Annotated in this window: 20 protein-coding genes; 10 read left to right on the plus strand and 10 right to left on the minus strand. The window is 74.0% G+C overall.

Translation table 11 applies throughout. The annotated features are described in order from the left end of the window. Positions 1-59 precede the first annotated feature (59 nt). The 3 genes from BLS43_RS00585 (at position 60) to BLS43_RS00595 (ending at position 5324) form a co-directional block, all read left to right on the plus strand. Positions 60-1337 (plus strand): alpha/beta hydrolase, encoded by a 1278-nt coding sequence (locus tag BLS43_RS00585; RefSeq protein WP_093074884.1) that lies wholly within the window; start codon positions 60-62, stop codon positions 1335-1337. Further along, complete coding sequence (locus BLS43_RS00590; RefSeq protein ID WP_245707220.1) at positions 1334-3601, plus strand: bifunctional lysylphosphatidylglycerol flippase/synthetase MprF; 2268 nt, start codon at positions 1334-1336, stop codon at positions 3599-3601. The genes BLS43_RS00585 and BLS43_RS00590 overlap by 4 nt, the downstream gene beginning before the upstream one ends. Positions 3602-3794: 193 nt before the next feature. Then, positions 3795-5324: a bifunctional aspartate transaminase/aspartate 4-decarboxylase gene (locus tag BLS43_RS00595; protein WP_143029903.1), complete on the plus strand. Its 1530-nt coding sequence runs from the start codon at positions 3795-3797 to the stop codon at positions 5322-5324. 37 nt (positions 5325-5361) lie between these two features. Here BLS43_RS00595 and BLS43_RS00600 read toward each other — a convergent pair whose 3' ends face one another. Genes BLS43_RS00600 through BLS43_RS00620 form a run of 5 tightly spaced genes read right to left on the minus strand, consistent with a single transcriptional unit; the run spans position 5362 to position 10715 of the window. Beyond that, the gene (locus BLS43_RS00600) at positions 5362-6756 is read right to left on the minus strand and encodes an alanine--tRNA ligase-related protein (protein WP_093074890.1); all 1395 of its coding nucleotides are present in this window, start codon (positions 6754-6756) and stop codon (positions 5362-5364) included. Positions 6757-6816: 60 nt separating this feature from the next. Next, the gene (locus BLS43_RS00605; protein WP_093074893.1) at positions 6817-8022 is read right to left on the minus strand and encodes an MFS transporter; all 1206 of its coding nucleotides are present in this window, start codon (positions 8020-8022) and stop codon (positions 6817-6819) included. Beyond that, complete coding sequence (locus tag BLS43_RS00610; RefSeq protein WP_245707221.1) at positions 8019-8504, minus strand: MarR family winged helix-turn-helix transcriptional regulator; 486 nt, start codon at positions 8502-8504, stop codon at positions 8019-8021. Before BLS43_RS00610 ends, BLS43_RS00605 begins: the two co-directional genes overlap by 4 nt. 40 nt (positions 8505-8544) lie before the next feature. After that, positions 8545-9282 carry an IclR family transcriptional regulator gene (locus tag BLS43_RS00615; protein WP_093074896.1) on the minus strand — a complete coding sequence of 246 codons (738 nt, stop codon included), beginning with the start codon at positions 9280-9282 and terminating at the stop codon, positions 8545-8547. Then, positions 9279-10715: an APC family permease gene (locus tag BLS43_RS00620; protein WP_093076009.1), complete on the minus strand. Its 1437-nt coding sequence runs from the start codon at positions 10713-10715 to the stop codon at positions 9279-9281. The genes BLS43_RS00615 and BLS43_RS00620 overlap by 4 nt, the downstream gene beginning before the upstream one ends. A 208-nt stretch (positions 10716-10923) precedes the next feature. Here BLS43_RS00620 and BLS43_RS00625 point away from each other — a divergent pair, with 208 nt between their 5' ends. Continuing rightward, positions 10924-12312: an APC family permease gene (locus tag BLS43_RS00625; RefSeq protein WP_093074899.1), complete on the plus strand. Its 1389-nt coding sequence runs from the start codon at positions 10924-10926 to the stop codon at positions 12310-12312. A gap of 8 nt (positions 12313-12320) precedes the next feature. Continuing rightward, entirely contained in the window at positions 12321-14204 is a 1884-nt protein-coding gene (locus tag BLS43_RS00630) for a primary-amine oxidase (protein WP_093074902.1), read from the plus strand. Between the two features lie 75 nt (positions 14205-14279). Here the strand turns inward: BLS43_RS00630 and BLS43_RS00635 are convergent, their stop codons facing one another. Next, positions 14280-15503, minus strand: coding sequence for an MFS transporter (locus BLS43_RS00635; RefSeq protein ID WP_093074905.1), 1224 nt, complete (start codon positions 15501-15503; stop codon positions 14280-14282). Between the two features lie 88 nt (positions 15504-15591). Between BLS43_RS00635 and BLS43_RS00640 the strand changes: the two genes are divergently transcribed. From BLS43_RS00640 to BLS43_RS00660, 5 genes are all read left to right on the plus strand, one after another. Next, positions 15592-16149 carry a TetR-like C-terminal domain-containing protein gene (locus tag BLS43_RS00640; RefSeq protein WP_093074908.1) on the plus strand — a complete coding sequence of 186 codons (558 nt, stop codon included), beginning with the start codon at positions 15592-15594 and terminating at the stop codon, positions 16147-16149. A 415-nt stretch (positions 16150-16564) separates the two neighbouring features. After that, complete coding sequence (locus tag BLS43_RS00645; RefSeq protein ID WP_093074911.1) at positions 16565-17923, plus strand: FAD-binding oxidoreductase; 1359 nt, start codon at positions 16565-16567, stop codon at positions 17921-17923. A gap of 66 nt (positions 17924-17989) precedes the next feature. After that, positions 17990-18280, plus strand: a complete 291-nt coding sequence (locus BLS43_RS00650) for a hypothetical protein (RefSeq protein ID WP_093074914.1) — start codon at positions 17990-17992, stop codon at positions 18278-18280. Positions 18281-18332: 52 nt separating this feature from the next. Then, the gene (locus BLS43_RS00655; protein ID WP_093074917.1) at positions 18333-19514 is read left to right on the plus strand and encodes an MFS transporter; all 1182 of its coding nucleotides are present in this window, start codon (positions 18333-18335) and stop codon (positions 19512-19514) included. Next, positions 19511-20749, plus strand: coding sequence for a geranylgeranyl reductase family protein (locus tag BLS43_RS00660; protein WP_093074920.1), 1239 nt, complete (start codon positions 19511-19513; stop codon positions 20747-20749). Before BLS43_RS00655 ends, BLS43_RS00660 begins: the two co-directional genes overlap by 4 nt. Positions 20750-20801: 52 nt before the next feature. Here the strand turns inward: BLS43_RS00660 and BLS43_RS00665 are convergent, their stop codons facing one another. The 4 genes from BLS43_RS00665 to BLS43_RS00680 all read right to left on the minus strand — a co-directional run bounded on the left by BLS43_RS00665 (position 20802) and on the right by BLS43_RS00680 (position 26655). Then, positions 20802-21539, minus strand: a complete 738-nt coding sequence (locus tag BLS43_RS00665) for a dienelactone hydrolase family protein (protein WP_093074923.1) — start codon at positions 21537-21539, stop codon at positions 20802-20804. A gap of 32 nt (positions 21540-21571) precedes the next feature. Beyond that, positions 21572-22027, minus strand: a complete 456-nt coding sequence (locus tag BLS43_RS00670) for a MarR family winged helix-turn-helix transcriptional regulator (protein ID WP_176921113.1) — start codon at positions 22025-22027, stop codon at positions 21572-21574. 783 nt (positions 22028-22810) lie between these two features. Continuing rightward, positions 22811-25204, minus strand: coding sequence for an HAD-IC family P-type ATPase (locus BLS43_RS00675; RefSeq protein WP_093074929.1), 2394 nt, complete (start codon positions 25202-25204; stop codon positions 22811-22813). 71 nt (positions 25205-25275) lie between these two features. Next, positions 25276-26655 (minus strand): ammonium transporter, encoded by a 1380-nt coding sequence (locus tag BLS43_RS00680; protein ID WP_093074932.1) that lies wholly within the window; start codon positions 26653-26655, stop codon positions 25276-25278. Positions 26656-26745: the final 90 nt, after the last annotated feature.

A 26745-nucleotide genomic window follows, 5' to 3' on the forward strand; every position in this document is an offset into this window, starting at 1 on the left:
CCGCCGGACCGATCATGCTCGCTACCCTCGCGCGGTCGGGCTAGCCGTAGAGGGGCGGAATGGGCGTCTCGTTGGTCGACGGGTGGGTCCCACTCGCGGTGCTCGGGCTCGGTGCGCTCGCGATGGCGGGCCTGCTCGCCCGGCGGGGGCGCGGCGCGGTGGTGTCCCTGCTGCTCGCGGTGCTGCTCGCGGCGCTGACCTACGCGCTGCTCAACCGCCTCGTCGTCGACGTGCTGCAGCTGGTGCCGGAGCCGCTGCCCACCACCGTGCTCGTGTGGAGTGCGGTCGCGGTCCTCGCGGTGGTGCTCGCGGTCGGCGCGCTCATCCGCACGGGCGTGGGCCGCAGCGTGGCCGCCGTCCTGTGCGGGCTGGTGGTGCTGGTCGCCTGCGCGTCCCAGGTCAACGTGTACTTCTCGCAGTACCCCACGCTCGGTGCCCTGCTCTCCAGCACCGAGGACGAGCGTCATTTCTCGGGCGGGACCGGGGCGCCCTCCCGGTCGATGACCACCCCGGTCGTCTCCCGGTGGCGGGGGCCTGCGACGGGTGCCTCGAGCATCGTGACGGCGCCGATCCCGGGCACGAGGTCCGGCTTCACGGGCAGGCCCGCGCAGATCTACCTCCCGGCGGCCTACAACTCCCCGAACCCGCCGCTGCTGCCGGTGCTGGTGCTGGTGGCGGGGCAGCCCGGCGGCCCGGAGGACTGGGTCGTCGGCGGGCAGCTGCAGGAGCTGATGGACGGCGTCGCCGCGGCGCACGGCGGGCTCGCGCCGGTCGCCGTCGTCGTCGACCCGAACGGCGCCGACTCCGCGGACTCGATGTGCATGGACTCGACCATCGCCAAGGCCGACACCTACCTGTCCCAGGACGTGCCGGCCTGGATCGAGGGCAACCTCGGGATCGACTCCAACAAGGCGCACTGGGCCTTCGGCGGCTGGTCCTACGGGGGCACGTGCGCGCTGCAGATGGCCACGATGCACCCGCAGATCTACCCGAACTTCATCGACGTGGCGGGTGAGCTGCAGCCCGCCATCAGCGCGGACCACGCCCAGGACGTCCAGCAGGCGTTCGGGGGGAACGAGGCGGCCTTCGACGCGGTCGCCCCCCTGACGCTGCTGCGGCAGAACCGCTACCCGGACGTCTGGGGCTACTTCGCGAACGGCAGCGAGGAGCAGGAGGTGGGGCAGTGGACGACCCAGCTGTCGACGGCGGCCCGGCAGGCCGGGATGACCGTGCAGACGCAGGTGGTCCCGGACCAGGGGCACTCGTGGGCGGTGCCGCACGCGGCCCTGCCACCGGCGCTGGACTGGTTGGGGCAGCGGATCGGGATCCGACAGTGACCACGGCCGCCACCCCCGAGCCCGCGAGCCCGCCCGTGGCACCGACCCCACCACCGACGAAGGCACCCGGGCCCCGCTCGTCCGCGCCGGTCACGGCCGCGGACGCACCCGCGGCGTCCGCCCCGCTGCCCACCCGCACGGTCACCTTCGAGGCGTGGGCCTCCCGGCTGACCGGGATGCTGCCCCAGGCGTGGTCGCGGATCCCGTTCACGCTCACCGTCGTCGCGCTGCTGCTGGTGGCGGGCATCGTGGGCCGCACGATCTGGCGCCCGCTGTGGCGGGAGGGCTGGTTCCCGGAGGTCGCCTACGGCGTGCCCGCGCTGCGCGAGGGAAGGGTGTGGACCTTCCTCACCGGCCCGTTCTTCGCGATCACCCCCGGCCAGTTCCTCAGCGGCCTGCTGCTGTTCGCGCTGATCGTCGGCGCCTGCGAGATCCGGATGGGCACCCGGGTCGTGGCCGTGACCGCCGTGCTCGGGCAGATCGGCGGGGTGCTGGCGGCGTCGTTGCTGGTCTGGGCCCTGTCCGGGTTCCCGTGGCCGTGGGCCCAGCACCTCGCGACGATCCGGGACGCCGGGTTCACCACCGGCACCCTCACCGTCCTCGCCGTGACGACCGCGGCGCTGCGCTCGCCCTGGCGGCTGCGGGTGCGGGCGGCGCTGGGCTTCTACGTGCTCGTCGCGGTGCTGTTCGAGGGCACCCTGTCGGACGTCTCGCACCTGCTCGCGGTGAGCGTCGGGCTCGTGGTGGGCCAGCGGCTGTTCGGCGTCGAGCCCGGGTTCGGGCCGCGGACCCGCCGCGAGACCCGGCTGCTGGCGTTCGCCCTCCTGCTCGCCATCGGGCTGACGGAGCTGGTGGTGCTGCTGTTCCCGGGCCGCGGCCCGTTCGGCCCCACCGGCGGCAGCGACACCCTGCTCGACGTCGCCGTCGACGTGGTGATCATCGCCGTGATCGCCAACGCGCTGCGCCTGGGCAAGCGGTGGGCGTGGTGGGCGGCCGTGGTGCTCGGCGTGATCAACGCGTTGACGCTGGTCGCGGCCGTGGTCGGGCTGAGCGTGCAGGCCGCGCGGCCGGATCTGGAGATCGACATCTCCTCGCCGAGCGTCACCATCGGCACCGGCCTGCTCTGGCTCGGCCTGTTGCTGACGCTGCTGTTCAACCGGCGCTCGTTCCGGGTCCCGATCCGGCGGCGGATCGTGGGCTCGCAGGTGGGCGAGGACGCGGAGACGCGCGCCCGCGCCCTCCTGACCACCGTCGGCGGCTCCACGATGTCCTGGATGACGCTGTGGCCGGAGATGCGCTACTACTTCACCCGGGACGGCCGCGGCTACGTCGGCTACCAGCGCCACGCCGGCATCGCGCTGGCCCTCGCCGATCCGGTGGTCCCCGCGGGCACGATCGCGGACGCCGTCTCCGAGTTCACCGCGGAGGCCGAGCGCGGCGGGCTCACCCCCTGCCTGTTCTCGGTCACCGACGCCGCCGCCGAGGCCGCGCGCGCGGCCGGGTGGCGGACCGTGCAGATCGCCGAGGACACCCTCATCGACCTGCCCGGCATCGCGTTCAAGGGCAAGAAGTGGCAGGACATCCGCACCGCGCTGAACAAGGCCAAGCGCGAGGGCATCGAGTTCCGGCTGGTCACCCTGGCCGAGGAGTCCTTCGCGATCCTCGCTCAGGTCCGGGCGATCTCGGAGCAGTGGGTCGGGGACAAGGGCCTGCCCGAGATGGGCTTCACCCTCGGCGGGGTGGACGAGGCCCTCGACCCGCTGGTCAAGGTCGGCCTGGCGATCGACGGGACCGGCAGCGTCCACGGCGTGACGTCCTGGATGCCCGTCTACGGGCCCGACGGGACGGTGCACGGCTGGACCCTCGACGTCATGCGGCGGCGCACCGACGGGTTCCGGTCGGTCATGGAGTTCATGATCGCGTCGGCCTGCCTGGCGTTCGGCAAGGAGGGCTATGCGTTCATCTCGCTCTCCGGGGCGCCGCTGGCCCGCGGGGACGTGCCCGCCGAGCTCGACCGCACCGACCGGCTGCTCGACAAGCTGGGCGGGGCGCTGGAGCCGTTCTACGGTTTCCGGTCGCTGCACGCGTTCAAGGCGAAGTTCTCGCCGCGCTACGAACCCGTCCATCTCGCGTTCCGTGACGAGGCGGATCTGCCGCGCATCGGGATCGCCCTGACCAGGGCGTACCTCCCCGACGCGACTCCTCGGCAGCTGCTCGCTGCGGGGTTCTCGGGCGGCGGCGGATCCGAAGATCATCGAATCTGACGAGTGTCCTTGCGGTGACGAAACGGTGTGCGCTAGGTTTCGTTCTGCACGGGGGATGCGCACTTGGGGCGCCCTGTCAGGTTCAATTCCTGTGTCCTCCACCAAACGTGGACCGAGGGTCGGCCGCCGTCATCGGTGGCCGACCCTCCGTCGTTTCCACCCCTGTTTCCGCTGGTTGTCCGAGGAGACCGCGATGGCCGCCCCGACCGCCGACACCGCCCCGCGCGAGCCGGACCGTGGCCCGGCCGCCCAGCCCGCGCTCACGGCGGAGGCCCGTCGGTCGGGTCTCCCGGTGCTCGACGCCGGCCGCGGCCAGCCGAACTGGATCGCGACCGCACCTCGCGCCGCGTTCTTCCGCCTCGGCACGTTCGCGGTGGAGGAGGCGGTGGCCGCGGGCTCCCCGGTCGCCGAGGACCCGTACTGGGGCCGCACACCCGTCGCGGAGGGGATCGCGGACCGGCTGGTCGCCGGGCTGGACCCGGCGGACTTCCTGCGCGCCGCCGTCGACTGGGTGGTCGCCGAGCTCGGCGCCGACCCGGACGAGCTGGTGTCGGAGTGGGTGCGCGCGATCCTCGGGGACGGCTACCCCTCCCCCACCCGGATGCTGCGCCACTGCGAGTCCGTCATGGAGCGGTACCTGCAGGAGGTGACCGGGGCCCGGGTCCCGCTGCGCGTCTTCGGCACCGAGGGCGGGGCCGCGGCGATGGCGTACACCTTCCGGTCGTTGAAGGAGAACGGGATCCTCGGGCCCGGGGACAAGGTCGCGATCGCCGCCCCGGTGTTCACGCCGTACCTGCAGATCCCGGCACTGGCGGACTTCGGGCTCGAGATCGTCGAGGTGCGGGCGGCCCCGAACGCGGCCTACCGGTTCGAGCCGGGGCAGCTCACCGCGGCCCTGCGGGACCCCGCGATCAAGGCGTTCATGGTGATCAACCCGGGCAACCCGGACACCCGCGCGATGCGGCCCGAGCGGCTCGCCGAGCTCGCCGCGCTGGTCGCGACGGAGCGGCCGGACCTGGTGGTGGTCGCGGACACCGTCTACGCGACGTTCGTCGAGGGCTTCCGCGGGCTGCTCGCCGAGATCCCGCGGAACGTGATCTGCCTGCACAGCTTCTCCAAGAACGCCGGGGCCACGGGCAACCGGCTCGGGTTCGTCGCGCTCGCCGCGGACTCCCTGCTGGACGAGCTGCTCACCCCCGCCACCGCGGCCCGCTACGAGTCGGTCACCGCGGACCCCGCGGCGCTGCCGTTCGTGGCCCGCATGGTCGCGGACAGCCGGGAGGTGGCGCTGCACAACATCGCGGGGCTGGCCACGCCGGACCAGGTGCAGATGGCCTTCTTCGCCCTGTCGCACCTGCTGCCGTCCGGAGCCGCGCCCACCGCGTCGCTGCGGGAGGAGCTCGCCGCCCGCGCCGCCGCCCTCCTCGGGCCGCTCGGCGTCGACGCCCCCGGCGGCCAGGACACGTTGTACTACGCGCTGGTCGATCTCGAGGCGGTCGCGCGGGTGCGCCACGGCGAGGCGGGCGTCGAGCGCCTGCGGGCCCAGGACCCCACCCGGGTCCCGGTGCGCCTGGCCCACGACCACGGCGTCGTCGTGCTGCCCGGTGCGGGGTTCGGCGCCCCGACCTGGGACGTCCGCGTCTGCCTGGCCGCTCTGCCCGCGGATGCGCTCCACCGGGTCGCGGAGTCCCTCACGCAGGTCGTGGACGCCCTCACCACCTGACCCGGCATTGTGGCTCCACACTGCACACGGTCCGGCCTCAGACGGCGGCTCTCGACCTCGTCTGCTGTGCCTGCATGAGGGTGTCGAAGGACGCGCGCCAGTCGTCGGCCAGGGGGTACTCCTTGCGGGCCGCCTCCTCCAGGCTCAGCTCCAGGGGCATGCCGAAGGTGTCGTGCAGCTCGAAGAGGTGGGCGCCGGTGACCGTCTCGCCCTGACGGTTCAGCCGACGCAGCAGCGACAGGCCCTTGCGCAGGGTCCTCGCGAACTGCTTCTCCTCCTTCTGCAGCACCGCGACGATCGCGGCCTCCTGCGCCGCGACCTCGGGATAGACGTCCGCGTACAGCCGCCCGACGACCGGCACCAGGTCCGCCGCCACCCCGGCCGTCAGCTCCAGGTCCAGGCCGAAGCGCAACGCGCGCCGGACCAGCCTGCGCATCACGTAGCCCTGCTTGCTGTTGCCCGGCTTCACCCCGTCCGCCGCCAGGAAGGCCGCGCCGCGGAGGTGGTCGGCGACCACGCGCATGCTCTCGGTGTAGTCGTCGTAGGACTTGCCGGAGACCTCCTCCAACGCCTGCACGATGGGCCAGACCAGGGAGATGCGGTAGACGTCCGGGCTGTCGATCGAGGCCGCGGCGATCCGCTCGAGGCCACCGCCGAAGTCCACGTTGTGGCGGGGCAGCTCGGCGAACCCGCCGTCCTCGGTCTTGCGGTAGGTCATGAAGACGGAGTTGCCGATCTCCAGGTACTGGCCGCCGTCGGAGTTCTGGTGCGGGTAGCGCCCGAACGCCGGGTCGTGCTCGACCTGCGGGAAGTAGTAGAAGACCTCCGAGTCGGGTCCGCCGGGGTCCCCCGCGGGCATCTCGTCGGGCCCGCCGAAGCGGCTCCACCAGTTCTTGTGCCCGTAGAACGCGATCCGGGCGCCCTGCGAGCCGTGCTCGTTGCCGTACTCCTCGGTGTCGAGGTCGATGCGGTCGGCGCTGACCCCGCGCTCGGTGAACAGCCGCTCCCAGATCGCGGCGCTCTCCTCGTCCCGCGGGATGCCGTGCTCCGGATCGCCGATGAAGCACGACACGTAGATCCGGTTCGGGTCGAGCCCGACCGTGTCGACCAGGAACCGGAAGAGCCGCGGGATCTGCTCGGCCTTCTCGTAGTCGCCGAGGCTCCAGTTGCCGAGCATCTCGAAGAACGTGGTGTGCCGGTTGTCGCCCACCTCGTCCATGTCCTGGGCGCGCAGACACGGCTGGACGTCCGCGAGCCGGGCCCCGTCCGGGTGGTCCGCCCCGAGCAGGTACGGCAGCAGCGGCTGCATGCCGGAACCGGTGAACAGGGTGGTCGGGTCGTCCCGCAGGACGATCGGCGCGCGCGCGACGATGGCGTGCCCGTCGGCGGCGAGCAGGTCGAGGAAGGCGCGACGGATGTCCTGGGCGTCCATGCGGTGACCCTGCCAGTGAGATCCACAGTGTGGACAGGTCCGAACGAACGATGTCGGCGGTCAGGACCGCCAGTTCCAGAGCGCGGGGTGCGTGACCGCCGTCAGTGCGACGGCCACCACGCAGGCCGCTCCCCCGGTCAGCGCCGCGACCTCCGGACCGGCGAACCCGGCCACGAACCCGGCGCGGGCGTTCCCGACACCCGGGCCGCCCGCTCCGACCACGTACTCCACCGAGGTGACGCGCCCCCGCACACCGTCGGGGGTCGCGAGCTGGACCAGGGTGCCGCGGGCGATCACCGAGACCGTGTCGGCCGCCCCGGCGACGGCCAGGCACGCCAAGGTCGGCCACAGGCCGTCGACCAGCCCGAACCCGGCCAGCGCCGCACCCCAGACGGCCGCGGCCACCACCGAGAGGCCGCCCGGTCGAGCCGCCCGGGCGACCGGACCGGACAGCGACCCCGCGACCATCCCGCCGACGGCGATCGCCGAGAGCAGGAACCCCAGCGTGCGCGGGTCGCCGTCGAACCGGGCAGCGTTGATCGCCGGGAAGAGGGCGATCGGCATCGCGAGGAGGGTCTGCGCCAGGTCGACCAGCAACGCCCCGCGCAACACCGGGGTGCGCATCGCGACGCCGAAGCCGGCGAGCAGGGACCGCGGGGAGCCGTCGACCTCCGGACGCATGCGGGGCAGCCGGGCCACGCCGTAGAGCGCGGCGACGGTGACCGCCGCATCGACGGCGAACGCGCCCTGCGCACCCCACCCCGCCACGAGGATCCCGCCCAGCGCAGGCCCGCCCAGCATGGCGATCTGGAACGCCAGGTGGTCCAGTGCCAGACCCGCCCCGACCTGGTCGCGGGGCAGCAGCCGGGGCACGAACGTGCGCCGGGCCGACGACCCGAGGGCGGCGCAGGCGGTCTGGGCCGTGACCAGCCCCAGGAGTAGCCCCACCGACTCGACGCCCGCCGCGGCCTGGAGCGCGAGCAGCGCCGCGGCCACCGCGGAGCCCGTCCGCGTGCCGAGGACGAGCGTGCGCCGGTCCACCCGGTCGGCGAGCGCACCGCCCAGGAGCCCCGCCACACCGGTCGCCACGCCGGTGCCCAACCCGATCGCGCCCACCCACACGCTGCTCCCGGTGAGCTCCCACACCCGCACGAGCACGGCCACCACGGCGATCTGGGTGCTGATCTGCGAGGCGGCCCCGGTGAGCCACAGCCGTCGGAAGTCGGCGGACCCGCGCAGCGGACGGAGGTCGACGGCCGCCCTCACTGGTCCGCATCCGGCAGGTGCGCCTCGATCCGGTCCGCGAAGGGCCGTGCGGCCAGCGCCGCGGCCATGTCCTCGATCACCTGCGTGACCCGGTACGGGAGCTCCCCGTCCAGCTGCGCGACGGCGGCCTCGGTCGCCCGCCACTCCGCCTCCAGGAACGGCACCAGCCCCGCGCCGCGCGGGGTCAGAGCGACGAGCCGGGTGCGGGCGTCCGGCCCCGGCGCGGACTCGACGAGCCCCTCCCGCCGCATCGCGGCGACGGTCTGGCTCATCGCCGAGTGCGTGACGTCGACCTGCCCGGCCAGCTCCTTCACCGACAGCGGGCCCCGGTGGTGCAGGCGGATGAGCGCCATCGAGAACCGCGGCCGCACCCCGGTGATCCCCCGCCGGGCGTAGACCTCGCCGATCGCGGCGTCCATGTCCGCGAGCAGCGCCTTGAGCGGGACGAGCCAGCTCTCACAGGTGGGGTCGGAAGATGTCACAGCGCTAATATAACAGTGCTGTCAGGAAACGGGGCAGGGCTCAGGCCAGCAGCGGGGCCAGCCGGTCGGCGTGGTCCCGCAGGAGGGCGACGATCTCGTCGTTGGGTTCGGCGATCCGGTGCGGCGGCCCCGCGATCGCGAGCCCCGCGGCCAACGTGCCGTCGGACGGCGCCCGGACGGGCACGGCGAGGCACCCGCGGTCCGCGCGCAGCTCGCCGCACTGGCGGGCGAGGCCCGCCGCGGCCACCGCCGCCAGGTCGAGGTCGGCCGCCCGCGTCGTGTGCGCGGTGAAGGCCCGTTCCTCCCGGACCAGGGCGTGCCAGTCCGGCTGCTCGGCGAGCAGCAGCCGTCCCAACGCGCTGACCTGCGGATACCGGGCCAGCAGGGCGCCGTCGCTCGGCGGGTGGTCCGGATCCGGGTCGACGATCACCACCTGCCCGGTCCGGAACGACGCCAGGTGCACGCCCCACCGGACCAGCCCACGCAGGTGCTCGACGACGGCGCGGGCGGCCGTCGGCGGCGCCGTCACCACGGGGACGGCGAGGCGGGCCGCGCGCCGACCGAGCTCGAACCCCTTGAGGTCGGGCAGCCGGACCAGGTACTCCTCGGCGACCAGGAGGTTGAGCAGCCGGTACGTGGTGGCCTGGGGCAGCTTGAGGGCCGCCGAGATCTCCTTGGCGGTCACGCCCGGCCCGGCCGCGACGACCTCCTCGAGCACCGCGAGCGCGCTGCGGACCGCCTTCGGCTGGCGACCGGACAGCGGCGCGGGGCCGGTCACGGGCGGGCCCGCGGCTCGGTCGCGCCGATCCGCCCGCCGACGACGTCCGCCGCCACGGTCTCGTCGTACACGCCGATGCCGCCGAGCGCGGCGGGACGGCGCCACCGCAGCCACGCCCACCAGCCGACGCCGAGCACCACGATCACACCCAGGACGGCCACCAGGATCGGGCGCTGGGCCACGAACGCCACCAGCACCACGACGAGGATCGGCGCGATCACCGCCGTGGCGGCGACGGCCGTCCAGGTCAGCTCGCCGATCCGGTGCAGGAACACCGGGGCCGCGACGCAGACCAGCAGGTAGGCCACGAGGAAGCCGGAGGTGGCGAGCGTCAGGAGGGTCACGAGCACCGCGCCGAGCGGGACGCCGAGCGCCACGGGCACGGCGAGCGCGGCCACCACCACCGGCATCGCCACGGCGAGCGCGACGTGGGGGGTGCGGAACCGCCGGTGCGTGCGACCGAGCGCGGCGGGCCCGACCCCGTCCCGGGACAGCGAGAACAGGACCCGGACCAGCGCCGTGGTCGTCGCGAGGGCGCAGGCGAGGAAGGACATGATGAGCCCGAGGTCGAGCACGACGGGCACCCAGGCCCAGCCGCGGGCGGTCGCGAGCACGAGCACCGGCTCGGCCTCCCCCGCCAGCCCGCCCGGGGTGTCGGCGAACCCGACGACCTGCACGTGCGCTGCGAACAGGTACAGCACGCCGGCGACCGCGGCGGTGATCCCGACCGCGCGGGGGACCGTCCGGAAGGGGCGCCGGGCCTCCGCGCCGAGGGTCGTGGCGATCTCGAAGCCGATGAACGCCGCCAGGGCGGGCAGCACCCCCGCGGCGACCCCGCCGAGTCCCGGCGACGCCACCCCGGACCCCGGCCCCGGGATGGGCCCGCCGACCAGCAGCAGCGCGAACACCACCACGAGCACGGTGATCGCCACGGACTCGACCAGCAACACCACGCGGGCCGCCAGCCGCACCCCGCGCAGCGCCAACAGCGCCACCACCCCGCCGACCAGCACGGCGACCCCGAACGGCACCCACCGGCCGTCGGTCAGGCCCAGCCGCCCGAGCAGGGCGTCGACGTAGGCCGAGACCCCGGCCAACGCCGCCGCGGCGAGCAGCCCGTACCCCGTCAACAGCGCGATCCCGCAGGCCAGCGCGGCACCGGGCGCCAGGCCCTTGGCGGTCAACGCGTAGAGCCCGCCGGGCGCGGCCATCCGCCGGGTGAAGCGCGCGATGCACCCGGCGATCAGCAGTGCCAGCACCGTCGCGACCACGAACGACCACAGCGTGGCCCCCGCGGCGGACGCCGCGACGATCACGGGGACGGCGGCCATCGCGGCGCTCGGCGCGGCGCCGGACACCGACGCGGCGAGCACGTCCACGGCGCCGAGCCGCCTGCGCTCGAGACCGTGCACCGGCGAGCGGTCCCGCAACATGGCCACCTCCTGATCCTGGCCCGCGCACGTTAGCCGGTGATCGCGTCGCCGTGACCTGCCGCGACGGGTCGAATGAGAATTCGCGTCCGCCGATTCCCGCAGCCCGGGAACGGCGGGGGCGGTGATTCGCAGCACAGGGGAACGGCGGTTGCCTGGCCCGGGCGCCGCGGGCACGGTCCTGCGCATCCGCCACTCCCCTGGAGCCTTGATGAGCACAGGCACGCGCACACTCACCGGACGTCTCGGTGTCGGATCCATCGTCTTCATGGTCGTCGCGGCCGCCGCGCCGCTGACCGTCATCGCCGGCACCGTCCCGCTCGGCCTCGCCGCGGGCAACGGCGCGGCCTTCCCCACGACCTTCGCCCTGTGCATGGCCGTCCTGCTGCTGTTCGCGGTCGGGTTCTGCGCGATGAGCAGGCACGTCCCGAACGCCGGCGCGTTCTACTCCTACGTCGCGCGCGGCCTCGGGCGCGCCCCCGGTCTCGGCGCCGCGTTCCTGGCGCTCGTCACCTACACCGCCGTCCAGCTCGCCGTGTTCGGCTACATCGGCGCGGTGATCGACGGCCTGGTGCAGCACTGGGGCGGCCCCGCGCTGCCGTGGTGGCTGTGGTCGGTCGTGGTGCTCGGGATCGTCGGCGTGCTCGGGTACCGGCACATCGAGCTGTCCGGCAAGGTCCTCGGGGTCCTGCTCGTCGCCGAGGTGGCCATCGTGCTGGTGTTCGACGCCGTCGTCGTGGCGCGCGGCGAGACCCTCTCGACCGCGTTCCTGCAGCCGTCGCAGTTCGTCTCCGGCTCGCTGGGCATCGCGATCATGTTCGCGATCGCGAGCTTCATCGGGTTCGAGGCCACCGCGGTGTTCCGCGACGAGGCCCGGGACCCCGAGCGCACGATCCCGCGGGCGACCTACACCGCCCTCCTCGTGATCGGGGTGTTCTACACCCTCTCCGCGTGGGCCGTGGTGTCCGCCTGGGGAGACGACGCCGCCGTCGAGGCCGCGGGCGCCGACCCGGGGAACATGATCGTCACGACGATCACGACCATCCTGGGGCCGGTCGGCGGGGACATCGCCCAGGTGCTGCTGATGACCAGCCTGTTCGCGGCGATCCTGTCCTTCCACAACGTCCTGGCCCGCTACTGGTTCGCCCTCGGCAACGCCCGCTCGGTGCCCGCCGCGTGCGGCCGCAGCCACCCCCGACACGGCTCGCCGCACGTCGCGTCGCTGACCCAGTCCGGCATCGCGCTGATCCTCCTCGCGGTCTTCGCCCTCGCCGGGATGGACCCGGTGGCGCAGGTCTTCGCCTGGATGGCGGGCACCGCGACGCTCGGGGTGCTCGCGCTCATGGCGCTGACCTGCGCCGCCGTGCTGGTGTTCTTCCGCCGCGACCGCCCGGACACCCGCCCCTGGAACACCCTGATCGCCCCCGCCCTCGGCCTGGCGGGCCTGCTCGCCTGCCTCTGGCTGACCGTCTCCAACTTCCCGACCCTGATCGGCGGCTCGCCGGCGCTGGCCGCGGGGATCGGCGCCGTCCTGGTGCTGGCCTTCGCGGTCGGGGCGCTCTGGAGCCGCAAGCCCGCCACCGCCCCCGTCGCCGCCTGAGGAGAGACATGACGACGCTCGAGAACCGCACGCACGCCCTCGCCATGACCTCCGCGGAGGAGGTCGCCGCGGTCCGGCGGGTCCTCCTGGACGAGGGCCTGCTCACCGAGACCGTGCGCTACACGTTCTTCACGCCCGAGGAGCCGCCGAAGGCAGACGTCCTCGCGGGCTCGGGATGGTCGGCGACCGAACGCCGGTTCCGGGTGATCCTGCTGGACATCGCGACGGGCCGGTCGTGGGACGTCGTGGCCTCGACCACCGCCGTCGTCTCCCGCCGGGAGATCGAACCGGCCGTCGACGGCCAGCCCCCGATCATCGACACCGAGTTCGAGATGATCGAGGACATCCTGAACGGCGCCCCGGACTGGCTCGCGGCGCTGCAGAGCCGCGGCCTGGACCCGGCCGCGGTCCGCGCGGTGCCGCTGTCCGCGGGCGTCTACGACTACCCCGACGAGGTGGGCAGGCGGATCGTCCGCGCCTTCGGGTTCCACCAGGACCACGAGCAGGACCACCCCTGGGCGCACCCGATCGACGGGCTCGTGGCCTACGTCGACCTGACGGCGCGCCGCGTCGACCGGGTGATCGACACCGGCGTGGTGCCCGTGCCCGCCACCACCGGGAACTTCGACGACCCGGCCGTCCAGGGCCCGCCGCTGGACCTCAAGCCGATCGAGATCACCCAGCCCGAGGGCCGGTCCTTCACCGTGGAGGACGGCCGCGTGCGGTGGGGCAGGTGGGACCTGCGCATCGGCTTCAACGAGCGCGAGGGCCTGACCCTGCACCAGATCGCGTTCGACTCCCGGCCCATCTGCTATCGCGCGTCCGTCGCCGAGATGGTGGTGCCGTACGCCGACCCGGCCCCGGTGCGCTTCTGGCAGAACTACTTCGACTGCGGCGAGTACATGTTCGCCCGCTACGCCGACTCGCTGCAGCTGGGCTGCGACTGCCTCGGCGACATCCTCTACACCGACGCCGTCGTCGCCGACGACCTCGGCAACCCGCGGGTGATCCCGAACGCGATCTGCATGCACGAGGAGGACTACGGCGTCCTCTGGAAGCACTCGGACATGTTCACCGGCTCCCGCGAGACCCGCCGCCAGCGCAGGCTCGTGATCAGCTTCTTCACCCCGATCGGCAACTACGACTACGGCTTCTACTGGTACCTCTACCTCGACGGCACGATCGAACTCGAGTGCAAGGCCACCGGCATCGTGTTCACCAGCGGCACGCCCGGCGAGTACGCCACGGAGATCGCACCGGGCCTCGGGGCGCCGTTTCACCAGCACCTGTTCTCCGCACGGCTGGACATGACCGTCGACGGCCCGCGCAACGCCGTCGAGGAGGTCGAGGCGCGACGGGTCCCGATGGGCGAGGGGAACCGGTACGGCAACGCCTTCCGCCGCTCGGTCACCCGCCTGAGCCGGGAGTCCGACGCCCAGCGGGACGCCGACGCCGCCCGCGCGCGCGTCTGGCACATCGTCAACCCGGATAAGACGAACGCGCTGGGTCACGAGGTCGGGTACGTGTTGCACCCGACGGGCCAGCCGACCCTGCTCGCCGACGCCGACTCCTCCATCGCGGGCCGGGCGGCCTTCGCGACGAAGGCGCTGTGGGTCACGCGGTACACGCCGGAGCAGCGCTATCCGGCCGGTGACCTGGTGAACCAGAACCCCGGCGGGGCGGGGCTGCCCGCGTGGGTGCAGGCGGACCGTTCGGTCGACGGGGAGGACATCGTCGTCTGGCACACGTTCGGCCTGACCCACTTCCCGCGCCCGGAGGACTGGCCGGTCATGCCGGTGGACTACACCGGTTTCGTCCTCAAGCCCGCGGGCTTCTTCGACCGCAACCCCGCCCTCGACGTCCCCCCGACGGCGGCGAAGCACTGCCACTGACGCACTGCCACCGACGCACGAACGGCGCGTCGGCTCACGAGGTGTGAGCCGACGCGCCGTTCGTCGGGAGGGTCTTCAGGCGGAGGCGGGGGCTGTGCGGCGGGACTGGACCGTGCGCAGGACCAGGGCGAGGGCGGTGACCGCCACGATCACCACCGCGTAGACCTCGGCCGTGATCCGCAGCCCGAAGGCCGTGCTCGCGAACCCCGCCGCCACCGCGGGGAGCGAGAAGGCCAGGTAGGACAGCACGAACGCGACGGCGAAGAGGGCGCCCCGCTCGTGGGGCGCGGCGATGCGGGCGAACGTGCCGAAGGTCGCGAGCGCCGCCGCCCCGAACCCGACGCCCGCGACGAGCGTCCCGAGCACGCCGAGCGCGACCTGCCCGCTCCAGATCCCGACCAGCGTCACGAGCGTGCCGCCGCCCAGCAGCGCCGCCGCCGGGCCGAGCAGCCGCACCGCGGACGTCCGCCGCAGCACGAACGCGGTCACCGCGCCGGTACCGCACAGCAACGTCACGACCACGCCGCCGATCAGATGGCTGGACATCCCGAAGATCTGCGCGGCCAGCGACGGGCCGAGCGAGAGGTACAGGCCACCGAGCATCCAGCTGGCGAGCATCACCGGGACCACCGGTGCGACGTCCGCGCGCAGCCGGGCGGGCACGCCGACCACCGGTCGCAGCGACGCGACCGCCCCCGGCCGCCGCTCGGACGTCTCGGGCATCAGCGCGACGAGGATCGCGGCCACCCCCATCCCGGCCAGCAGCAGCGCGTAGACGAACCGGGTGGGCGACGGCCCGAACTGCACGAGGGCGCCGGTGCCGAGCGCCCCCAGCGCGAGACCCGCCGTGGGGGCCACCGAGTTGACGACCCCGGCCCGGCCGCGGGCGTGCGGCGCCTCGAGGTCCACCAGGGCGGCGCCGAGCGTGGAGATCGCGGCCCCCGTGGCGATGCCCTGCAGGAACCGGGCCGTGGACAGCACCAGCACGTCGCCCGCCAGCAGGAACAGCACCAGCGCGACGCTCTCCAGCAGGATCGCGCCGAACAGGACCGGCCGCCGCCCGACGTGGTCGGACAACCCGCCCACCACCAGCAGCGAGCCGAGCAGGCCCGCCACGTAGATCGCGAACACGACCGTCAGCACGGTCGGCGTGAAGTGCCACATCTGCTGGTAGACCACGTACAGCGGGGAGGGCGCGCTGGACGCCGCCAGGAAGAGCATCACGATGGCGCCCACCGCCGTGAAGAACAGGGCGCGGGAGCGGATCCCCGAGGACGGAGACGTCGTAGCTGCAGTCATGGCTGTCCCATTCGCAATGATCCGTGCGTTAACGGAGAGGACGCTACCACGCTCGCAATGATCGTTGCGTTAGTGCCATACTCGTCTCATGAGCGCACCGGCGGGAACACAGCAGGGAACGCGCCCCGGCGGCCGGTCGGCGCAGAAGCGGGCCGCGGTGCACCGGGCCGTCGCGGAGCTGCTCGCCGAACAGGCGGACCTGACCCTCCCGGTCGTCGCCGCGCGCGCCGGCGTGCACCCGACCACCCTCTACCGGCGGTGGGGGTCGGTCGGGGACCTGCTCGCGGACGTCGCGACCAGCAGGTTCACCGGAGAGGTCGTGGTGCCGGACACCGGGTCGCTGCGCGCGGACCTGGAGCGCTGGGCGGCGGACGTGGCGACGGACGTCTCGGACCCGGACGTGCTGATGCTCATGCGCGCCGCGGTCGGCGCGGGCGAGAGCGGGGCCTGCGCGTGCCGTGGGGACCGGGAGGAGCAGCTCGCCGCGCTCCTCGACCGCGAGCGGGCCCGGGGCGGCAGGCCCCCGACCGTCGCGCGGGCGGCCGAGGTGCTGTTGGGCGCGATCTACTACCGCGCGATCTTCACCGAGACCCCCGGTACACCGGAGTGGGCCCGCGGCCTGGTCGAGGTCCTGCTCCCGAGCTGACGCGGGGCCGTGACGCGTGGCCCTGACGCAGGGGCCTGACGCAGGGGCCTGACGCTTGGGACGCCCAAGCACCGCTGAGCGACGCTTGGGCGTCCCAAGCATCAGCGGCATCGGCGGCCCGGCGACGCTTGGGCGTCCCAAGCACCACTGAGCGACGCTTGGGCGTCCCAAGCGTCAGCGGCATCGGCGGCCCGGTGACGCTTGGGCGTCCCAAGCACCACTGAGCGACGCTTGGGCGTCCCAAGCGTCAGCAGCCCCAGCACCCCCCGCCGCCCCCGGCGTCACCACGACCGGCGGGCGGGAGGCTGGCCACACCCCCACTCACCCGGTGGCGCGGTCGTTCGCGACCCGCCCTCGGCGGGACGCTTCTCCCAGCGAACGGCCGCCCCCGCGGCCCCGGACCAGGGAGAGACCCATGACCGCCGTGTACCCCACCGACAGCCTGCTCCTCGCGGTGCAGGGACCCGTCTTCGCGCCCGGCGACGCCGGGTACGCGGAGGAGGTCGCCGGCTTCAACGTCGCGCACCGCCCCGCCGCCGCGCTCGTCGTCGGCGCCACGAGCAGCGCGGACGTCGCCGCCGCCGTGCGGTACGCCCGCGCGACCGGCAAACGGGTCGCCGTGCAGGCCACCGGCCACGGGCTGACCGAGGAGCTGTTCGACACCGTGCTGGTCAGCACCCGTCGGATGGACCGGGTCTCGATCGACCCGCTCAACCGGCGCGCGACCGTCGGGGCGGGCGTGCGGTGGAGTGCGGTGATCGAGGCCGCCGCGCCGCACGGGCTGGCCCCGTTGAACGGCTCGTCGTCCCACGTCGGGGTGGTCGGCTACACGACCGGCGGCGGGCTGGGCCCGATGGCGCGCCGCTACGGCTTCGCCGCGGACCACGTGCGCCGGTTCACGATCGTCACCGCCGACGGCCGGGTCCGCGACATCGACGAGAACGCCACCGGCGAGGACGGCGACCTGTTCTGGGCGGTCCGCGGCGGCAAGGGCAACTTCGGGATCGTCACCGAGCTGGAGTTCGACCTGGTCCCGGTCGCCGGGTTCTTCGGCGGCGCCGTGATCTTCCCGGGCGAGGCCGCGGGCGCCGTGCTGCACGCCTGGCGTGCCTGGGCGCCGACGCTGCCCGAGGAGACGACCACCTCGGTCGCGCTGCTGAACCTGCCGCCGGACCCGCGGCTCCCGGAGCCGCTGCGCGGCCGCTCGGTGGTCGCGCAGCGGTTCACCCACCTCGGCGCCGGCGGTGCCGACCTGCTCGCCCCGATGCGTGCCGTCGCCGAGCCCCTGATGGACACGGTCGCCGACCTGCCGTACGCGGCGATCGACGCCGTCCACATGGACCCGACCGATCCGATGCCCGGCTGGGACCGGGGCTGCGCGCTCGCCGAGCTCACCGCCGAGACCGCGGACACGGTGCTCGCGCACGCGGTGGACTCGCCCCTGGCGATGATCGAGATCCGGCTGCTGGGCGGAGCGATCGCCCGCCGTCCCGAGGTGCCGAACGCGGTCTCCGGCCGCGATGCCGCGTTCGGGGTGTTCACCGTGGGCGTCCTCGCCGGCCCGCAGCCCCATCTCGTCCCCGCCGCGAGTGCGGCGCTGGTCGAGGCGCTGCGCCCCTGGGCCGCCGCGGGCGGGCTGGTCAACTTCCTGGGCCAGGCCTCCCCCGACCGCGTCGGCAGCCTGTGGTCGGCGGCCGACCGCGCCCGGCTGCGGACGATCGCGGCGACCGTCGACCCGGACCGGACCTTCGCGACCAACGTCGTCCTCGGGTGACTGCTGTGGACGGACGCTGACCGACACGGAACCATGGGACTCCCAGCCGACGAGGTGAGGAGTCCCATGACCGTCTCCGGTGACGACCCGCGCGAGGCCCGGACCAGGGCTACCGAGGTCCGGGGCCGGCGGGTGTGGGGCTTCGGCGGCCCCACCTCCGGCTCCGGCTCGCACGACGGGCAGAGCGCCTTGAAGCTGCACCGGGGGATCTCGGTGCTCGCCTTCCTGCTCTGTGTGCTGGTCGTGGTGGTGTTCATCCTGGACGGGGCGTTGGTCCCCGCGATCGTGTTCGCGGTCGTCGCGCTGGGCTGTGTCGGGATCTTCGTCTGGACCTCCGCCCAGCTGCGGCGCACCTAGCGTCGCACCTGGCCTCATACCCAGCGTCACCGAGGCGCTACTCTCCGCCGCCATGGGGCGGCATCGGTGCGCGGCGCAGCTCCGCCCCCGGGCGGCGATCGCGCTCGTCCAGGTGCTGGGCCTGGCCGTGTGGTTCTCCGCCTCGGCGGTGGCGCCCGCGCTCCAGCGGGAATGGGCCGTCGGCGCCGTCCTCCTGACGGTCGCGGTGCAGCTCGGATTCGTGGCGGGGGCCGTCGGGTCGGCCGTGCTCACCCTGGCCGACCGCCTCCCGCCCCACCGTCTGGTGGCCTGCTCGGCCCTCGGCGCGGCGGCCTGCACCGCGCTGCTCACCCTCGTCGACTCCGCGGGACCCGCGCTGGTGCTCCGCGCCCTGACCGGGCTGTTCCTCGCCGGCGTCTACCCGGTCGGCATGAAGCTGACGACGTCCTGGTCGGGCCCCTCCACCCGGGGCCGGGACCTCGGCCTGCTCCTCGCCGCCCTGACGCTCGGCTCCGCCCTCCCCCACCTGCTCGGCGGCCTCGCCCTCCCGTGGCGCGGGGTGCTGCTGGGTGCCGCGGCCGCCGGAGCCCTGGCGGCGGTGATCGCCGCGGTCGCGGTCCGGCCGGGGCCGGGCCACGCCCCCTCGCCCCCGCCGAACCCGCGGTACGCGCTCGCGCTGCTGCACGACCGCACCGCCCGGCTGGTCGTGCTCGGCTACCTCGGACACATGTGGGAGCTCTACGCCTTCTGGACCTGGCTGCCGACCTACCTCGCCGCCGCGACGACGGTCCCGGCGGAGTCCGCGCACCTCGTCGCCTTCGCCGCGGCCGGGGTGGCGGGCGCGGCGGGCTGCGTGGTCGCAGGCCGCGCGGCCGACCGGGTCGGGCCGGTGCCGGTCGCGCTCGCCGCCCTCGCCGTGTCCGGGACCTGCTGTCTGCTGGCGCCGGTGGTGGCGGACGGGGCGCCCGCGGCCGTCGTCGGGTTCGTGCTGCTCTGGGGGGCCGCCGTGATCGCGGACTCCGCCCTGTTCACCGCCGCGTTGTCGGACGTCGTGGACCACCGCTACGTCGGCACCGCGCTGACGACCCAGACCGCCTTGGGCTTCCTGCTCACCAGCGCGGCCATCCCGACGGTCGCCGCCGCGGCGGCGCTCACCGACTGGCGGCTGGCGGCGGTGGCCCTGCTGCCGGGCCCGCTGCTCGGCGTCCGGGCCCTGCGCGCGCTCCTCGCACGACGAGTCACACTGGAGGCATGACGCTCCCGGGCTCCACCGACCTGCTCGTGATCGGCGCGGGCCCGGCCGGGTCGGCGGCCGCCGCCTGGGCCGCCCGCCAGGGCATCGACACCGTCCTCGCGGACGCCGCGGCCTTCCCCCGGGACAAGACCTGCGGCGACGGCCTGACCCCGCGCGCGATCGCCGAGCTCGACCGGCTCGGCCTCGGTCCGTGGGTGCGCGGGCACGGCGCCAACCGCGGCCTGCGGGCCGCCGGGTTCGGCCGGACGCTGGAGCTCCTGTGGCCGGGCGGGTCACTGCCGTCGGAGGGCAGCGCGGTCGCGCGCACCGAGCTCGACGCCCGCATCCGGGAGGTCGCCCTCGAGGCGGGCGCGGTCGGCGTCGTCGGCAAGGCCGTGGACGTCGAGCGCGACGGGGAGCGGATCTCCGGCGTGACGTTCGCGGACGGCCAGACCGTGGCCTGCCAGCGCGTGGTGGTCGCCGACGGGGTGCGCTCGACCCTGGGCCGGGTGCTGGGTCGGGAGTGGCACCAGGACACCGCGTACGGCGTGGCGGCCCGCGGGTACATCCGCTCCGCCCGCCACGACGACCCGTGGATCTCCTCGCACCTGGAGCTGCGGGGCACCGCGAACGAGGTCCTGGCGGGCTACGGCTGGGTGTTCCCGCTGCACACCGGCGAGGTGAACATCGGCGTCGGCACGCTGGCCACCGAGAAGCGACCCGCGAACGTGCAGCTCCGGTCGTTGATCCAGCACTACACGAACCTGCGCCGCGAGGACTGGGGGCTCGACGGCGACGTCCGGCTGGTGCGGTCCGCGCTGCTCCCGATGGGTGGGGCCGTGTCCGGGGTCGCCGGGCCGAACTGGGCGCTGATCGGTGACGCGGCGGGCTGCGTCAACCCGCTCAACGGCGAGGGCATCGACTACGGCCTGGAGACCGGGCGGCTGGTCGCCGAGCTGGCGGTCGCCGAGAAGGACCTCGCCCGCGCGTGGCCCGCCACCCTGCGCGGGCACTACGGCAGCGCGTTCTCGATCGCGCGGCGGCTGGCGGGCCTGCTCACCGTGCCGAACCTGCTGCGGGCCGCGGGCCCGGTCGGGATGCGGTGGACCGGGTTGATGCGCGTCGCGCTGCGGGTCATGGGCAACCTCGTCACCGAGGAGGACCGGGACCTGACCGCCCGTGCCTGGCGGGCGGCGGGGGCGCTGTCCCTGCGGCTCGACGACCGCCGCCCCTTCCCCGCCGCCGACCTGCGCTGATCCCGTCGTGAGTGGCGATGGTCGCCAGAGCGACCATCGCCACTCACGGGTGTCAGAGGGCGGCGCGGTACAGGTCGACCAGGGCCGCCCAGTGCCGGTCCTCGGACTCCTGGTCGTGCGTGGGGTTGTCCGGGACCGCGAAGCCGTGCGCGGCGGGGTAGGTCTCGATGGTGTGCCGGACGCCCGCGTCCGTCAGCGTCTCGTCGAGCAGCGCGAACTGCTCGGGGCCGAAGGAACCGTCGTCCTTCGCCCCGGCCACGTAGACCGCGGCGGCGATGCCGCCCGCCCGATGGTGCGGGCTGCCGGGGTCGTCCGCGACCGCGAGCCCGCCGCCGTGGAAGGACGCCGCCGCCCCGACCGTCGCGCCGAGCGCACCGGCCGCGGTGAGCGAGGCCTTGCCGCCCATGCAGTACCCGGTGGTGCCGACCGCAGGCCCGGCCACCTCGGGCCGCGCGAGCAGCGCCTGCGCGTAGGCCGCGGCGTCCGCGGCGACGAAGTCCGAGGTCAGGCTCTTGACCATGCCCATCAGCCGGGCCCGCTCCTCGGGGTCGGCGAAGACGGTGTCCATGTCGAAGGGCGCGAAGCCGCCGTGCCGGTAGTAGACGTCCGGCAGCAGCACCGCGTACCCGAGGCTCGCGAGGTGGTCCGCCATCGCCAGGAAGGTGTCCCGCACCCCGCCCGCGTCCACGAACATCACCACGCCCGGCCAGGGCCCGTCCCCGTCGGGGGTGTGCAGGGTGGCCGAGCAGGCGCCTTCGGGCGCGTCGATCGTGAGCGGCGTGCGGGGCATGCGTCCTCCGTCGGATCAGTCGGACCGGGTCCTCAGCGGACCCTACTGTCCTGCGCGTGCAGGAAGGCGGACGTCGAGAACCCGACCTCGGCGAGGAACCGGTCCACCACGTGGCGCTCCTCCACCGACAACCCCAGCAGGACCGCACTGGCCCGGTCCGCGAGCGTACGCAACAGCTCTCCCGCCACCGCGTGCCCGGACTCCTCGCACAGCAGCCGGACCCGCCGCCGGTCCGCCGAGTCGGGCTCGCGCTGCACGTGCCCGGAGCGCACCAGCCGGTCGACCAGACCCGTGATCGCCCCCGTGGTCAGCCGCAGGGTCTGCGCGAGGTCGCCCGGTGTCGCGGGCGCCCCCATGCGCTCGGCGCCGGCGATCGCCACCAGGGCGTGCACCTCGGTGGGGCGCAGCGCCCGCGTCCGCGCTACGACCTCGACGACCCGCTCCGCCCCCGCCGCCAGGACGTGCAGTCGTTCGCCGATGCGCGGCACCGTCTCCTCCGACGACGATGACGAAGAAGACGACGATGACGGCGCCGCCTCCGCCCGCCCCGGCGAGCGGACGCTCTCCTGCTGACCCATCACCCGCTGTCACCCTCCGGCACCGGCCGTTCGCCGATCACATCGCCTCCAGACGAATGGCGGCGCCCGCGGATCCGGCCGCCCCTTGCGGATTCAAACACAGCTGCAGCGGGCGCGCGCGCGAACGATTCCGCGCTTCGACCCGGACCGACCGCAATGGCGACGCTGGGCAATGGATCACCTACGTGGCGTCAATTCGGACATTCTCTCAGCGTGTGGTCGGTCCACCACCGTACGTGCCTCACCTGCGACGACGTGTGCTGTGACACAGTCGCGCAACCACTCCCGGACACCATCGATCCGGCGCTTCCGCATTGCGGCGGAGAATGCACAATCGACCGTATCTGAGAGCTCTCGGTCAGCCCCTCAGATAATCCGGAGTGGACCGAAAATTCCACGATGTCCCAGGTGAGTGCTCGACATCGGAGCCCGGGAATGGCGCCGAGAGCGCCACAGGAGGGCGTGGCAAAGGCGTCGAGGCGCGGCGCCGAAAGCGCTGCGTGACGCCCGGTGCGGCCCCGAGGACAGCGTGATCCGCTCAGCGCGCTCCGGGTCGGCCACCGGGTGCCGCCCGGCGCACCGGCGCGGCATCGTTCCGCCGTGGTCGGGCGCCGCTGAGCCCTCCCGAAGGTGAGGATCACCTGACGTGAGAGTGGTCACGTCCGCGCGGCGGGGTCCGGTGGGCGGACGGCGCTACGCGGTCTCCCGGCGGCGCATCACGCGTCCCACGAGCTCGATCAGCACGCCGGCCGCCAGCCCCAGCGCGAGCGCGACACCGAGCCGCTCGAGGGTGACGTCGAGCAGGAAGATCCCCCCACCGAGCGCGGGGACCGCCAGGATGATCGCGGCGACCCCCGCCAGCCCGCCGACCAGCGCGAGCTTCCAGGCGTTGAAGGGCCGCGCGAACAGCGTCAGCGCCCACAGCGACGCCGTGAGGACCGTGACCGTCGCGACGGTCTGGCTCGCGGTCAGTCCGCCCGCGGGCTGCAGCCACCGGATGGTCCGGTCGCCCGCGTAGGCGGCGGCGCCGATCAAGACCCCGACCGGGATCGCGAGCCGCAGCACGCGACGCAGGAAGCCGGGGACGTAGCGGCGGCGGTTCGGGGCCAGCGCCAGCACGAAGCCCGGGATGCCGATCGTGAGCGCCGAGATCAGCGAGAGCTGGATCGGCGCGAGCGGGTACGCCGCGGCCGTGAAGATCACGACGAGCGCGATGAGCAGCGAGTACACGTTCTTGACCAGGAACAGGTTCGCGGCCCGCTCGATGTTCGCGATCACCCGGCGGCCCTCGGCCACGACGTCCGGCAGGTGGGCGAACTTGCCGTCGAGCAGCACGAGCTGGGCCACCGCCCGGGTCGCGGCGGCGCCGTTGCCCATCGCGACGCCGATGTCCGCGTCCTTGAGGGCCATCGCGTCGTTCACCCCGTCGCCGGTCATGGCGACGACGTGGCCGCGCTGCTGCAGCGCCCCCACGATCGCGCGCTTCTGCTGCGGGGTGACCCGGCCGAAGACGACCTTCTCGTCGAGGACCGCGCCGAGCTCGTCGGGGTCCTCCGGCAGCGTCCGGGCGTCGACGGCCTCGTGGGCGTGGGTGATCCCCGGCAGTCCGACGGCGGTGGCCACCGCGCCGACCGTGCGCGGGTTGTCCCCGGAGATGACCCGCAGGGACACCCCCTGCTCGGCGAAGTAGGCCAAGGTGTCCGCGGCGTCCTCGCGGACCCGCTCGGCCAGCACGACGAGCGCGCGCGGCTCCAGGTCCTCGGGCAGGCAGTCCTCGACCGGGCCGGCCTCGCACGAGGCCAGCACCAGCACCCGGCGGCCTTCCTCGGCGATCTCCCCGGCCTGGAGCAGCAGCGGGTCCGCGGCCGGCCCCGGGAACACCATCTCGGGTGCACCCAGCACCCAGGTGCCGTGCTCCCCCGCGACGACCGCCGACCACTTGCGGGCCGAGGAGAACGGCACCCCGCCGGTGCGTTCCCAGACGCCGCCGGAGAAGACCGAGCCCAGGGCCTGCGCGGTGGCGTTCGAGTCCGGTCCGGACGCGCTGAGCACGAGCGCCTCGCGGACCTCCGCGTCGTCCAGCGCGTCCGCACCGGCGGGCATCACGAGCCGGTCGAACACGATGTCGCCGTGGGTCAGCGTGCCCGTCTTGTCCAGGCACACCACGTCCACCCGCGCGAGGCCCTCCACCGCGGGCAGCTCCTGCACCAGGGTCTGGCGCCGGGCCAGGGTGACCGCGCCGAGCATGAAGGCGAGGCTGGTCAGCAGGACCAGCCCCTCGGGAACCATGCCGACGAGCGCGGCGACGGTGCCCGTGACCGCGTCCTGCCACTGGTGGGTGTCCGGGGTGCGGAACTGGCTCCACACCAGCAGCGGGGCCACCACCAGCATCATCAGCGAGATGTAGCGCAGGAGCGTGTTGGTGCCGCCGACCAGCTCGGACCCGACCTTGGTGAACTTCTTCGCCTCGGCGGTGAGCCGGGTGGCGTAGGCGTCCGCGCCGATCGCGGTGGCCCGGAACCGCCCCCGGCCCGCGACGACGATGGAGCCGGAGCGGACCTCGTCCCCCGGTTCCTTGTGGATCGGGTCCGACTCGCCCGTCAGCAGGGACTCGTCGACCTCCAGCCCCGCCGACGTCGTCACCACGCCGTCCGCCGCCACCTGGTCGCCGGAGCGCAGCTCCATCACCTCGTCCGCCACGACGTCCGCGACGTCGATCTCGGACAGGGCCCCGTCCCGGACCACGCGGGCGTGCGGCGCGTTGAGCACGGCGAGCTTGTCCAGGGTGCGCTTGGCGCGCACCTCCTGGATCACCCCGATGGCCGTGTTCGCCACGATGACCAGCCCGAACAGGCCGTTCTGCCACCGCCCGGTGGCCACGATGACCAGGAACAACACGAACAGCAGCCCGTTGAAGGGCGTGAGCACGTTGGACCGGACGATCGCGAGGGTGCTGCGGCTGGTGCGGGTGTCGACGGCGTTCGTGCGGCCCGCGGCCACCCGCTCCGCGACCTCGGCCGCCGTGAGCCCGGTGGCGGGTGTACCGGGTGCATGCAGCAGGGGTGCCCCGCCGATCACGTCCGCCATCGTCCCCCCGCCTCGCCGATCCCCGGCGCCACTCTAGGGCCGACGATCGGACGGCTGATCCCGGCCCGCTCCTACGGGTGCTCGTTCCGGGGCACCGGGACGCTACGCCGGTCGAGGTGCTCAGGTGCCCGGCGCGGCATCGGTAGGCCCGCGGGCGGGGTCCTCTCCGGCCCGGTCCCGCCGCGGCCCGCCGTGATGTCGTAGCCCGTCTCGGCGTGCTCGGACAGGTCCAGGCCGCCGTGCTCGGCCTCCCGGCCCGCCCGGAAGCCGATGGTCGCCCGGATCAGGTAGCCGAGCACGAGCGTGACGACGAACGAGTAGCAGGCGACGACGCCCGCCGCGACGGCCTGCCTGCCCAGCTGGGTCCAGCCGCCGCCGTAGAGCAGCCCCTCGGTCGGGATCCCCGGGTTGACGGCGCTGGTGGCGAACACCCCCACCAGGAGCGTGCCGACCAGCCCACCGACGAGGTGGATCGCCACGACGTCCAGCGAGTCGTCCAGCCGCAGCCGCCACTTCAGCGCGCAGGCGAGCGGGCAGATCACCCCCGCGGCGACCCCGATAGCGATGGCCCCCCACAGCCCGACGTACCCGCAGGCCGGGGTGATGGCCACCAGCCCCGCGACGGCCCCGGAGGCCGCGCCCAGCGTGGTGGGGCTGCCGGTCCGCAGCTGCTCGACGACCAGCCAGGCCAGCACGGCCGCGCACGTCGCGACCGTGGTGTTGGCGAAGGCCATGGCCGCCAGCCCGTTGGCCGACAGCGCCGACCCGGCGTTGAACCCGTACCAGCCGAACCACAGCAGCGCGGCGCCGAGCACGGTGAACGGGAGGTTGTGCGGGCGTGCGATGGCCTCCGGCCACCCGGTGCGCCGCCCGAGCACGATCGCCAGGGCGAGCGCGGCGGCGCCGGCGTTCATGTGGACGGCGGTGCCGCCCGCGAAGTCCAGGGCGTGCAGCCGGTTCGCGATCCAGCCGCCGATCGCGTCCGGCGCGACGACGCCGTCCACGGCGAAGACCCAGTGCGCGACCGGTGCGTAGACCAGCACGCTCCAGAGCGCGACGAACACCAGCCACGGCCAGAACCGGGTGCGCTCGGCGACGGCGCCGGAGATCAGCGCCGGGGTGATCACCGCGAACATCAGCTGGAACATGGCGAACGCGAGCAGGGGCACGGTGTGCTCCCCCGACCCCGCGAGCGCCCCCACCGACCAGTGCGCGCCCGGGGCCGACACCCCGCCGATCAGCCCGTGGAACCCGTCGCTGCCGAACGCCAGGTCGAACCCGACGACCGCCCAGACGAGACCCACCACCACCAGGCAGATCACGTTCATCATCAGCATGGTCAGGACGCTCTTCGCCCGCACCATTCCGGCGTAGAAGAACGCGAGCCCCGGAGTCATCAGCATGACCAGCGCGGCACACGCGAGCAGCCACGCGGTGTCACCGGTGTTCATCGTGCCCGCCTCTTCACCGCCGTCAGGACCCTGTCCCCGGATACGGACCGTAGGCCCCGGGCCGCCGACGTTCAGCGGCCGCGGAGAAGG

It is taken from the genome of Pseudonocardia oroxyli, assembly GCF_900102195.1.
GTDB lineage: Bacteria > Actinomycetota > Actinomycetes > Mycobacteriales > Pseudonocardiaceae > Pseudonocardia > Pseudonocardia oroxyli.